Below are 12,021 nucleotides of genomic sequence, written 5' to 3'. Positions count from 1 at the left end.
AGACTCATATTAGGGCTGTTATAGGCTAAGTTCTTACATGTGGAAACAACTGTAAAACTTGTTCAATCATCTCTATTTTCTGATTCTTCGCAAGGTAACTTGCATAGATTTCACGCTTAAACACAGGCGCTTCATCAACCAGAAAGAGCTGATTATTTTTAAGGTATTCAAAGGTGATTTGTCGTGGTAAATATGCAGCGCCACCAGCATCTAAGATAAAATTAAGCGCAATTCTAGGCTGGCTCATAAAGTGTTTAGCTTCAGGTGCATCTTGAAACTCTCTCAAATACTGTGCAGTAATCGATTCCCCATAATCCACCATAATAAAGTCCGTTAATGCAGCAGAACTATCAACATGATCTGGGTTAGTCGTAACAAGGTGTAAAGGGACGGTGGCGACTTTTTCTGACACAATTTCACCAACAAAAGTCGGATCAAACAAAAAAGCGATATCAATAACGCGGTTTAACAAACTTTTTCTTAGTTCAGATGCACTATAAGTACTGGTTAATAAGCTAACATCTTCGATATTAAGATGGATTTTATGTAACCAGTTTTGCAGGACAATATCCCAAATGGTGCTTTTTGCACCCACTACTAATTGCATTGAATGTTGTGCGGTTATACCAACATCTTGTTTAGTTTTTTGCCACATAAAGATTAATTCATTAGCATGCTTAATCAAGCGATGCCCTTCTGGCGTTAGCTTTAAGTGTTTTTTACTGCGGTCAAATAATAATACACCTAAGTCTTCTTCCAACAATTTAATACGCGCGCTTACTGCTGATTGAGTTATAAATAGATTTTCTGAAGCAATACGAAAATGTAATGAACGGCTTACTTCTAAAAAGGTTTTTAATAACTCTATTTTCATGCACTTACCCACTAATCAAAAATTTTAATCAAAGACCACAAAACAATTAATTTTATTATATATCGTTTTGTTTATACACTCCACGCACTTAATTTGAGTTCGGATTAAAGACACCTTAAAAAGTGAATATAGCGGCTGTGCTTTATCGCACAGATCTTTATTAAACTCAGGTTGCTCGGTATTTGCGATAGTTGCCTTGATGGCTTTCATCGCCCCATATTAGTGATACATACACAGGAATTATATTGATGAAAATTGCAATCTTATCTAGAAACCCGAAGCTATATTCTACTCGTCGTTTAAAAGAAGCGGGCGAAGCACAAGGTCATGAAGTCGACATTATTGATACATTACATTGTTATATGGACATCACAAGTAGCCGCCCTACTGTCCGTTACCACGGTGAAGAATTACCACAATACGATGCGATTATTCCACGTATTGGTGCGTCAGTGACTTTCTATGGTACAGCGGTAGCGCGTCAATTTGAAATGATGGGCACTTTTAATATCAATGAATCAGTGGCGATTAGCCGTTCACGTGACAAGTTACGTTCAATGCAATTATTGTCTAGAAAAGGCATTGGCATGCCGCGTACTGGTTTTGCAAACAAACCAGATAACATTAAAGATTTAATTAAAAATGTCGGTGGCGCACCGGTTGTTATCAAGTTACTTGAAGGCACGCAAGGCATTGGCGTAGTACTAGCTGACACCGCTAAAGCCGCTGAAAGTATCATTGAAGCATTCATGGGTTTGAAAGCAAATATTTTAGTACAAGAGTTCATCAAAGAAGCTGGCGGTGCAGATATCCGTTGTTTAGTGATCGGTGGTCGTGTTGTTGCTGCAATGAAACGTCAAGGTGCAGAAGGTGAATTCCGTTCTAATTTACACCGTGGTGGTTCAGCTGTTGTGGTTAAATTAACAAAAGAAGAGCGCGAAACAGCGGTTAATGCAGCTAAAATCATGGGCTTAAATTTCTGTGGTGTTGACTTGTTACGTTCGGAAAATGGTCCAATGGTCATGGAAGTAAATTCATCACCAGGCCTTGAAGGTATTGAGAAAGCAACAGGTATGGACATTGCTGGAATGGTATTTGATTTTATTGAGAAAAGACCAAAAACAATTACTAATAAAACTCGTGGTAAAGGATAAATAGATGAAAGCATTACGCATAGGCGATTTTGACATTTTACCAGGCACTCAATGTAAAATTGAACTGCCTGTAGCAAAGTTATATACCGATGCAGATGTTTCATTACCGGTACAAATTATTCGCGGCACCAAAGATGGTCCAACCATTTTTATTAGCGCAGCAGTACACGGTGATGAATTAAACGGCATTGAAATTATTAGACGTTTAATTAATAAACCTAACTTTAAAATTATTCGAGGTACCGTGATCGCGGTGCCAATGGTCAATGTTTACGGTGTAGTGAATCAAAGTCGTTATATGCCAGATCGTCGTGATTTAAATCGCTGCTTTCCTGGCTCGGCAAAAGGATCATTAGCGGCGCGAGTTGCCCATATATTCTTAACGCAAATTGTTAAGCATTGTGATTACGGCATTGATTTACATACCGGTGCAATTCATCGTTCTAACTTGCCTCAAATTCGCGGTGATATGAATGACGCAGAAACCAAAGAGCTAGCACAAGTCTTTGCGGTGCCTGTGATTTTACACTCAAATGTAGTGGACGGTTCTTTACGTGAATCCGCTGTAGATAATGGCACTAAAGTCTTGTTGTACGAAGCAGGTGAAGCGTTACGTTTTGATGATTTCTCTATCCATGCGGGTATTAAAGGGATAGAAAATGTTTTACGTCATCTCAATATGATGCGTAAAGTGACCTCGAAACGAAAATTAAAAGAACCGTATATTGCTAATAGCAGCGGTTGGTTACGTGCTAATGCAAGCGGTGTTGTAAAGCATTTAGTGGAGTTAGGTGACCGTGTAACGACTGGCGATAAACTTGCGGAGATCGGCAGTCCTTATGGTGAGATCTTAGGGGTTGTTAAAGCAACTAGATCGGGGATTTTAATCGGTCAGCAAAACATACCTTTAGTACAAGAAGGTGAAGCAATGTTCCATATTGCCTACTTTAAAGAAGATGATGAAGCTGTGTATGAACACATTGAGTCGGTGCAAGATTTCTTGCGCCCAGAAGATGCACATAACCCTCAGCATATAATTGGAGGCAAGTAATAATGCAATCTAAAGATAAAATGATTATTGGCCGCTTAGAGTCGATTGCATTACCAGAGTTAGGCATTAAAGAGATGCAAGTACGCGTTGATACTGGCGCTAAAACATCATCGTTACATGTTGATAATATTGTGAAATATATGGAGTCTGGCACACCTTGGGTGAAGTTTGATATTCACCCTGATATCCATAACGTGAAAAAGCTTATTTCATGTAAAGCAGTACTCAGTGATATTCGTAAGATCAAGTCATCTAACGGAACCTCTGAAGAACGCTATGTGATAGAAACTGCGATGACCTTAGGAAAGGAGACGTGGCCTATTGAGATCACTTTAACTGACCGTGCTGACATGAACTACTTAATGTTATTTGGCCGTGAAGCAATTGGTAAGCGCTTGTTAGTGGACCCATCAAAGGTATTTCTAGCGAAATAAACGTTTATTGTTACGAAGAAAATAAAACAAAGATTGATCAGAGAGGTTTATATTAATTTATATAAACCTCTTTTTTATTGAGAAACGACCACTATAAAAAATACCTATGAGTAACCTCTATAAACAATATTTATAAGAAACATGCATGAATAAAAATGCACATTAACATGATTATAATGAGGATAACCTGCATAATAAGCATTCTTTAATCATTTTATTGAGTAGAAAACAGCCCATGGCAGATAAGCGTTTACATTTAATTGTTGTCACTAATGATAATGATTTTTTCCATTGGATAGCTTCAACTATCCGAGTTTCAAACCTTACCATCGAAACAATAAGCCAAGTGGCTGTTAATGCTATTTCAGATATAAAAGTCATTAGTGATAGCGACCAACTGCTGATCATTGAAGATAAAATCTATTCAAAACACTTCACGAAAATAAGTCAAACTTTTTCCTCTATTGAGCATGAATTGCCATTATTAGTGGTTACCGAAGCTTATAACAATACCATGAGCAAAATTAATGCTTTCGCGATTATTGATACTATCGTAAAACCAAGCTTATCTATCCACTCTTTAGAACATGCTATTTGCTCTTTATTAAAAGACTATAAATTAACGCAAAGACTTAAAAGACTCGCTCACTATGATTCGTTAACAGGGGCGGCTAACCGTTATTTATTTGATGACAGAATGTCGGAAGCGTTGAAGAAGGCTAAGCGAGAAAAACAAGCTTTCTCATTGTTATTCTTTGACCTTAATGGTTTTAAGTCAGTAAATGATAATTATGGGCATGAGGTGGGTGATTTATTACTTAAGCATTTTGTCTCACAGCTTAATAAAGTCAGAAGAGAAACAGATACCTTGGCGAGGCTCGGTGGCGATGAGTTTTGTATGTTATTACCTAACACCGATCAATCTAGTTTATTAAAGCTTGTAGACAGAGTTAAAGCAGCATTTTCAACACCTTTAATAAACTTAGGCATGCAGTTACATATTCAATCAGCAATAGGTGGCGTTAATATTCAAAACCAAAGTATCAGTTTATTAAGCCCTAAAGAGATTTTAAAAATAGCAGATAAATGTGTTTATGAAGCAAAGAAAACCTCAGAAACACATTTGGTATTAGAGACTATTTAGTGTGTTTTAATAACACTCACTTTTTAACATTGATGACTGACGTTAATTATTTACAGTTCTGACGAAATGCATTGTGACCTTGTTTCTGTTGTTGCTTTACTTTAGCTAACAGAGCTTCAATTTCAACTTTATCATTGGTTTCGCTCAGTGCTTTAAAAGTTGCGTTCAAATCCTGCATCTCTTTTTGATACAGAGCGAATTTTACTTTTTGATCTGCACTTACTTCACCTTTGCTATCAGCATCATGATGACTTGCTTTAGAAATAACAACGGGTGTCAACTGCTCTGCCTTTGCGCTGAGTTTTAATAACTCATTCGCATGCTCTTTCATCTCTGCTTGGTCTTCAGAATTAAAGCTTTTGTTATACGCTCTTAGCTCACTTTTCATGTACTTCATCATATCGCCTAGCTCGGTATCTTTAATCTCACAATGTTCTTCATGAGCAAAAGCTTGGCTCATTGGTAGTGATAAAAATAATGTTGCCGCTAGAGATAAAGCGAGTTTGTTTCTTTTAATTGTCGTAGTGCTAGTCATCGCAGTTTTAATCATGTTAGTCATGTCCTGTAAAATATGTATTGTCAGTAAGTCGGCTTAATCATGGGGGAAACTACAAGTTGAAGCTAATGATTAACAATTAACTTCAACTTAAAATACCAATTTAAGTAATCACTCAGTCTTTAATATATAGCTGATGACGTAAGCTTACTTTTTTCCATTGGAAATATACAGCAGGTAAAATCAATAGCGTTAAAATAACTGCACTGACCATACCGCCAATCATCGGTGTTGCAATTCGTTGCATCACTTCAGAGCCAGTACCGTCACCGTACATAATAGGCACTAAACCAATCACAACGGTTGCTACCGTCATCATCACTGGACGGACACGTAAACCAGCGCCTTCCATAACAGCATCCTTTAAATCTACAACAGAAAACTGTTCAAGACGTTCCGATCTTTTAGTTGCTAACGATTGGTTTAAATATAATAACATGATCACACCTATCTCAATCGATACGCCAGCCAAAGCAATGAAACCAACACCAACCGCAATCGAGAAGTTAAATCCGAGTATGAACATCAACCAAATCCCCCCCATTAATGCAAAAGGTAAGGTAGATAAAATCAATAAGACTTCACCAACACGTCTAAAGGCTAAATAAAGCAAAATAATAATGATCAAAACAGTAATAGGAATCACCTTCGCTAAACGCGCATTAGCTTTTTCCATGTACTCATATTGACCAGACCAAAGTAATGAATAACCCGCTGGTAAACTAACTTGGTCGTTCACAATATCACGTGCTTCATTAACATAAGAGCCCAAATCACGACCTTCAATATCAACAAAAATCCAACCGTTTAAACGTGCGTTTTCTGTTTTTATCATCGGTGCACCCGATTCAATATAAACCCTAGCGACATCATTTAAGCTAATGGTCATTTTTGAAGGGGTAATAATAGGCAATGATTTAAGCGCAGAAACGGAATCACGATAATCATTAGGGTAACGTAAATTAACAGGGTAACGTTCTAACCCTTCAATGGTTTCAGTAATATTTTGACCGCCAATCGCAACAGCGACTAGCTGCTGAATTTCAGCAATATTAAGTCCATAACGCCCTGCTTTTTCACGGTCAATATCCACTTTCACATAACGTCCACCACTAACACGTTCAGCATACACAGAAGCTGTGCCAGGGACGTCTTTTAAGATCTGCTCGACTTGTTTACCTATTTTTTCAATTTCAGCTAAATCTCCACCAGCGATTTTGATACCAATAGGCGTTTTAATACCCGTTGCTAACATATCGATACGTGTTTTAATTGGCATTACCCAAGCATTGGTTAACCCTGGGAACTGAATTAAACTATCGAGTTCCTGTTTTAACTTGTCTTTAGTCATGCCTGCTCGCCATTCACTTTTAGGCTTAAATTGAATCGTCGTTTCAATCATGGTTAACGGCGCAGGATCGGTTGCGGTTTCTGCACGGCCAATTTTCCCCCATACGGTTTTAACTTCTGGTACGGTTTTAATTAGCTTATTAGTTTGCTGCAATATTTGACGCGCTTTACCCACCGACACACCTGGGTAAGTAGTTGGCATATACATTAAATCGCCTTCATCTAACGGCGGTATAAATTCACTACCAATTTTATTTACCGGGTAGAAACCGACTGCTAATAAACACAAAGCAAAAATAATCAATAACTTAGGAAAACGTAAACCAAAAGTTAAAAATGGTTTATAAATCGCGACCACTAAACGGTTTAAAGGATTTTTATGTTCAGGGAGTACTTTACCGCGAATGAAATAACCCATTAAGACAGGAATCAAAGTAATCGCTAAACCAGCGGATGCTGCCATTGCGTAGGTTTTAGTAAAAGCGAGCGGTGAAAACATCTTGCCTGATTGCCCTTCTAATGCAAAAACAGGTAAGAAACTGAAGGTAATAATTAATAATGAAAAGAATAAAGCAGGCCCGACTTCCGTTGCCGCTTTAGCAATAACCTGCCAACGATTGTCATCGGTCAGTTCCGTTTTTTCCATGTGTTTATGCACATTTTCAATCATCACAATCGCACCATCGACCATCGCACCGATCGCAATCGCAATCCCCCCTAAAGACATGATATTGGCGTTAATGCCTTGCCACGACATAATAATAAACGCGACAAAAATACCCACAGGTAAACTGAGTAAAACCACCAGCGACGAACGAAAGTGAAATAAGAAAGCAGCACACACTAATACCACTACAATGAACTCTTCAAGCAGCTTATCGTAAAGGTTTTCTACCGCTGAATTAATCAATTCAGAACGATCATAAGTTGGAATAATTTCTACTCCATCTGGCAAGCCTTTTTGTAGCTCATTCAACTTATCTTTAACCGCTTCGATTACCCCTTGGGCATTTTCACCAAAGCGCATCACCACTACACCACTGACAACTTCACCTTCGCCATTAAGCTCAGTAATACCACGGCGCATTTGTGGCCCTAAACGAATTTCAGCAACATCACCTAATAACAAAGGTGTGCCGTTATCATTCACCCGTAAAGGGATAACTTTAAGGTCATCAATAGAGGAAATATAACCAGAAGTCCGCACCATATACTCAGCTTCGGCCATTTCTATTACACTGGCGCCTGATTCTTGGTTAGCACTTTTAATCGCGTTGCTAATCGTCGTTAACGATAAGTTGTAAGCACGTAGTTTGTTAGGGTCAACACGGACTTGATACTGTTTCACCATACCACCGACCGTTGCGACTTCAGACACACCCGCGACGGTTTGTAGTTCAAATTTTAAGAACCAATCTTGTAAACTACGTAATTCGCTTAAATCGTGTTGTCCGGTTTTATCAACTAACGCATAACTAAATATCCAACCCACACCCGTTGCATCAGGTCCTAACGCTGACCTTGCTTGTGGTGGTAAATTCGGTGCAACTTGTGACAAGTATTCAAGCACTCGTGAACGTGCCCAATAGATATCTGTATCGTCATCAAAAATGATATAAACATAAGAATCACCGAAGAATGAATACCCCCGTACAGTCACTGCACCGGGCACACTTAACATCGCGGTGGTTAATGGATAAGTTACTTGATCTTCAACCACTTGTGGCACTTGACCTGGGTAAGTTGTTTTAATGATCACTTGTACATCGGATAAATCGGGTAAAGCATCAATCGGTGTTTTTTGTAATGAGAAAACACCATAAGCGACAATCACAGCGGTCATCAACAACACCATGATGCGGTTTTTTATCGACCAATTAATAACGTGAGCAATCATAATGTCATCACCCTTTCGCTAGTGTACAAAGGAGATGTTTGTAGCGCACCTACTTCTATTGAATCTAAATCTTCTGTGCTATTCAAATCTTCTGTGCTATTCAAATCTTCTGAGCTATCTAGGTCGTCAGAATCATCTTCTCCATTTAAGTAATCAGATGTTTCTTTAAGACGCATCGCCTTCTGATCCATCTCATTTTGCTCTTCTAACATACGATCAAAATCAGCACTGATACTCGATTCACTATCCAATAAAAATTGTGCCGAAGTCACTATTTTTTGCCCAACTTCAAGACCAGATAATATTTCGATAGTTTGTTGATTCTCAATACCGACTTTAACCAGTACAGACCTAAACTTACCGTCGCCCATCGCTAATACAACTCGATTCATATTACCTGCATAAATCACTGCTTCACGTGGTATGTATAAACGTTCTTCATCCATTTTAGGCGTGATAACAACCGATGAAAACATATTAGGTTTAAGCATTTGATTAGGGTTATCAAACTGTAATCTGACACGAAGCGTACGATTACTTTCGCTCATTTCAGGATAGATAAATCCTACTTTCCCTACCCACTCTTTACCCGGGAAATAATCTAATGTCATACTCGCCATATCACCTAACTTGATCAAAGAGACTTGCGCGGCGAACACTTCAACATCGACCCAAACGGTATCTAAATTAACGGCAGTAATAACCGTGGTAGAAGGCGAAATAAATGCACCTTCATTTACGTTTAAGTCGGTAATAGTGCCTTTATTAGGTGCGTAAATATCAATACGTTGTGCTACTTTTCTAGATCTTATCAGTTGGTTAATCTGCCAAGTACTAATACCTAATACCTTTAAACGCGCTTTTGATGAACCAATTAATACACTGCGATTCAATTTAACGGCATTCAATAAAGATTCTTGTGCTTTCACTAATTCAGGCGAATAAAGTGAATACAGCTTTTGCCCTTCTTTTACTTCAATACCAACCGACTTAACGTATAATTTCTCTATCCAACCTGATACACGACTATTGATTTGCCATAACGCATCTTGATTCGCTTGCACGCTGCCTAAGCTTTTAATATTTAAATCAAACTGGCCTTTTTTTACTATCGCAGTACGTACGCCAAGGTTATTTTCTACGACAGGAGAAATGGTTACAGTTCCTTCTTCACTATTACCATTAGCTTCTTCATACACGGGTACTAAATCCATACCCATTGGAGACTGGCCAGGCTTATCTCGACGGTAATTTGCATCCATTGGTGCAACCCAATATTTAATCTTTGGTTCTGCTTTTTCCTGCTCTTCATAAACGGGGACTAAATCCATACCCATTGGAGACTGACCAGGCTTATCTCGACGGTAGTTTGCATCCATTGGTGCAACCCAGTATTTAATTTTTGGTTCTGCTTTAGACTCAGCTTTCTTTTTTTCAGCGTAAACAGGCACTAAATCCATGCCCATTGGCGATTGACCTGGTTTGTCACGACGATAGTTTGCATCCATTGGTGCAACCCAATATAGAATTTCAGGTTGTTCATTTGATGTTGTGCTACTCATTCCTAAATGTAATATCCCACTTTGGTTTACAAAAAAACCAATGCCGAATCCTGCTGATAAAACTGCGATCAGTAATAATATAGTGCGCATAATTTATTCCTTAAAGTGCCTGAAAATAACGAATTTTAGAAAGGCTTTTCAGGCCATCAAAATAGAGTTGTTGATATTCAATAGAGAGATTCAATTCATCCATATAAGCTTGAATGACGTCAATAAAGGGACGAGTATTTGATTGATAGCTTTGTACTAAAGCCTCAGCACGTGACTTAGCTTGCTTTAATAAGCTATTTTTATAACGTAATTGACGCGAAGCAAGCTGCTGATAATTAACAATTTCAGCTTTAAGTTGAGCATTGAGTTGACGTATTAAAAGGCGATGTTCCGCTTGTTTTTGACCTTTGTTATGTACTGCAGCAATCATTTGCTGATCTTGGCGTTGATCAGTAAAAATTGGCAAGTCCATAGAAACAAAACCACTCAGTAAATCAGGGCGAGCGCTGCCGTTATCAAACTCAGACAAACGATGTCCATAACCCAATTCAACTTTAAAGCTTGGCTTATAACTCTGCTTTGCTAAATCAACACCGCTGTCAGCCACTAAAATATTTTGTTTTAATGCTAATACCTTAGGATGCTTAGTTAATAATTCATAATGCTCTATATTACGTGTTTCACTAGCCTTGATATAAGTTAAGGTATCAGCCCAAGCTGGTATAGTGGTTGGTAATTCTTGATAAGCTAATTGCCCTATCCATTCACTTAATAAACTACGATAGGTCAATGAATGCTGTGATAATTTAGCTAATTTTTCATCTAATAATCCCAGTTCAATATCTGCATTAATAAGATCTTCATTTTCAATAAGACCTAATGAATACTGTGACTCTAAGTCTTGATAAAGGCTGTTAAATAGCTGTTTATTTTGATTGACTAATTGAATAGATTTTTCAATAAAAAGGATGTTTAACCATAAATCACGTACTGTCTTTTTCACTAATAAGCGGCGCTCTGATCCTTGAAAAACAACCGTTTCCGATTGTAAATAAAAACCTTGTTTAGAGATAGCTAATGAATCACCTCGGCTAAATTGTTGAGCGATACCCACCGTTAACTGTGTCATTGGCTCATTATCGAGCGAAAAACTATCTGTTGGTAAATTGGCGACCCCTAGTTTTATTGTAGGGTCAGCTAATGTTGCACTGCTATTACCCTTTGCAATTAATGAGGCTTGTTGTGCTTCATAAACTTGTTGTCCTGGATCGTCTTGTAATGCGATTTGCTGTGCATCTTGTAATGACAACGCAGAAACATGCAATGTAACCACTGTGCATAACAGCACAGATAGATTAAAGATTTTCATCTGTTTTCCTTTTACCCAATGAATGGATAACTAATTAATCTTTTAAAATACTGAATTGCGCCATCTCAAAAAAAATAGATCGCGGCTTAAAAAATTAACTAAATAAAGGAGGACGGAAAAGACTTGAAGGTTGGGAATGAAGAGGTGAAATATTAAAAGATGGGTAATTAAATTGGCTGTAAGCCAATGATAAAATTTGATTGTTTTCGATAAAATGAGTCACAGAAACAACACTCATTAAGTCACAATCATTTTGACAATCATTCATGCTCATCATCTCAGTATTGCAATGACCAGAATCCATCATCATTTTGCAGTAACTAGCTGATTGAGTTTCACCTTTAGACAGCGCGGCGGAAGCCATTACCTTTTGCATAAAAGTAATTTGAATCGTCAATATTAAAAGTAAAGTGATAAGCTTTTTCATTAACTCAATGCTGCTCTTTATCTATCAGTGATTATTAAGTGTCTAAATTTATAATAGCCATAACGAAAAATATGACTTTATTAATTATTAAAGATAAAGCTTCCCCTAGGGGTAAGGTCAAACAATAACTTTAAAAATAGAGTGTTATCTTAAAAAGGTTGATTTCTATTGGTATTGATTCACTCTAGTCAACAATATACTTTATTGATTGC

General features: G+C 37.7%; 10 protein-coding genes. 4 read left to right on the top strand and 6 right to left on the bottom strand.

The window, feature by feature from the left end:
- Window positions 1-25 precede the first annotated feature (25 nt).
- On the bottom strand, window positions 26-874 hold the full coding sequence (locus SP041_RS04340; RefSeq protein WP_137297434.1) for a LysR family transcriptional regulator: 849 nt from the start codon (window positions 872-874) through the stop codon (window positions 26-28).
- Between the two features lie 248 nt (window positions 875-1,122).
- On the opposite strand from SP041_RS04340, the gene rimK reads away from it, so the two are divergent.
- From rimK to SP041_RS04320, 4 genes are all read left to right on the top strand, one after another.
- Window positions 1,123-2,028 (top strand): 30S ribosomal protein S6--L-glutamate ligase, encoded by a 906-nt coding sequence (rimK, locus tag SP041_RS04335; protein ID WP_137297433.1) that lies wholly within the window; start codon window positions 1,123-1,125, stop codon window positions 2,026-2,028.
- Window positions 2,029-2,032: 4 nt separating this feature from the next.
- On the top strand, window positions 2,033-3,079 hold the full coding sequence (locus SP041_RS04330) for a succinylglutamate desuccinylase/aspartoacylase family protein (RefSeq protein WP_137297432.1): 1,047 nt from the start codon (window positions 2,033-2,035) through the stop codon (window positions 3,077-3,079).
- 2 nt (window positions 3,080-3,081) lie between these two features.
- The gene (locus SP041_RS04325) at window positions 3,082-3,513 is read left to right on the top strand and encodes an ATP-dependent zinc protease (RefSeq protein ID WP_137297431.1); all 432 of its coding nucleotides are present in this window, start codon (window positions 3,082-3,084) and stop codon (window positions 3,511-3,513) included.
- Window positions 3,514-3,748: 235 nt separating this feature from the next.
- Window positions 3,749-4,657, top strand: a complete 909-nt coding sequence (locus tag SP041_RS04320) for a GGDEF domain-containing protein (protein WP_025565042.1) — start codon at window positions 3,749-3,751, stop codon at window positions 4,655-4,657.
- 46 nt (window positions 4,658-4,703) lie between these two features.
- On the opposite strand, the gene SP041_RS04315 is transcribed toward SP041_RS04320, so the two are convergent.
- From SP041_RS04315 to SP041_RS04295, 5 genes are all read right to left on the bottom strand, one after another.
- Window positions 4,704-5,207 (bottom strand): cytochrome b562, encoded by a 504-nt coding sequence (locus SP041_RS04315; RefSeq protein WP_025565040.1) that lies wholly within the window; start codon window positions 5,205-5,207, stop codon window positions 4,704-4,706.
- Window positions 5,208-5,328: 121 nt separating this feature from the next.
- Complete coding sequence (locus SP041_RS04310; RefSeq protein WP_025565039.1) at window positions 5,329-8,460, bottom strand: efflux RND transporter permease subunit; 3,132 nt, start codon at window positions 8,458-8,460, stop codon at window positions 5,329-5,331.
- Window positions 8,457-10,112 (bottom strand): efflux RND transporter periplasmic adaptor subunit, encoded by a 1,656-nt coding sequence (locus SP041_RS04305; protein ID WP_025565038.1) that lies wholly within the window; start codon window positions 10,110-10,112, stop codon window positions 8,457-8,459. The genes SP041_RS04310 and SP041_RS04305 overlap by 4 nt, the downstream gene beginning before the upstream one ends.
- A 10-nt stretch (window positions 10,113-10,122) precedes the next feature.
- Window positions 10,123-11,382, bottom strand: coding sequence for a TolC family protein (locus SP041_RS04300; protein WP_025565037.1), 1,260 nt, complete (start codon window positions 11,380-11,382; stop codon window positions 10,123-10,125).
- 94 nt (window positions 11,383-11,476) lie between these two features.
- Complete coding sequence (locus SP041_RS04295; protein ID WP_025565036.1) at window positions 11,477-11,809, bottom strand: hypothetical protein; 333 nt, start codon at window positions 11,807-11,809, stop codon at window positions 11,477-11,479.
- Window positions 11,810-12,021: the final 212 nt, after the last annotated feature.

It is taken from the genome of Psychromonas sp. SP041, assembly GCF_000470315.2.
Classification (GTDB): Bacteria; Pseudomonadota; Gammaproteobacteria; order Enterobacterales; family Psychromonadaceae; genus Psychromonas.
This window is presented reverse-complemented; position numbering and strand designations above follow the sequence as displayed.

What these genes read in the sequence shown, in the direction of transcription:
- SP041_RS04310 (WP_025565039.1), bottom strand. Translation starts at nt 8,460, where the DNA reads ATGATTGCTCACGTTATTAATTGGTCGATAAAAAACCGCATCATGGTG.
- SP041_RS04320 (WP_025565042.1), top strand. Translation starts at nt 3,749, where the DNA reads ATGGCAGATAAGCGTTTACATTTAATTGTTGTCACTAATGATAATGAT.
- SP041_RS04295 (WP_025565036.1), bottom strand. Translation starts at nt 11,809, where the DNA reads ATGAAAAAGCTTATCACTTTACTTTTAATATTGACGATTCAAATTACT.
- SP041_RS04330 (WP_137297432.1), top strand. Translation starts at nt 2,033, where the DNA reads ATGAAAGCATTACGCATAGGCGATTTTGACATTTTACCAGGCACTCAA.
- SP041_RS04300 (WP_025565037.1), bottom strand. Translation starts at nt 11,382, where the DNA reads ATGAAAATCTTTAATCTATCTGTGCTGTTATGCACAGTGGTTACATTG.
- rimK (WP_137297433.1), top strand. Translation starts at nt 1,123, where the DNA reads ATGAAAATTGCAATCTTATCTAGAAACCCGAAGCTATATTCTACTCGT.
- SP041_RS04305 (WP_025565038.1), bottom strand. Translation starts at nt 10,112, where the DNA reads ATGCGCACTATATTATTACTGATCGCAGTTTTATCAGCAGGATTCGGC.
- SP041_RS04315 (WP_025565040.1), bottom strand. Translation starts at nt 5,207, where the DNA reads ATGATTAAAACTGCGATGACTAGCACTACGACAATTAAAAGAAACAAA.
- SP041_RS04340 (WP_137297434.1), bottom strand. Translation starts at nt 874, where the DNA reads ATGAAAATAGAGTTATTAAAAACCTTTTTAGAAGTAAGCCGTTCATTA.
- SP041_RS04325 (WP_137297431.1), top strand. Translation starts at nt 3,082, where the DNA reads ATGCAATCTAAAGATAAAATGATTATTGGCCGCTTAGAGTCGATTGCA.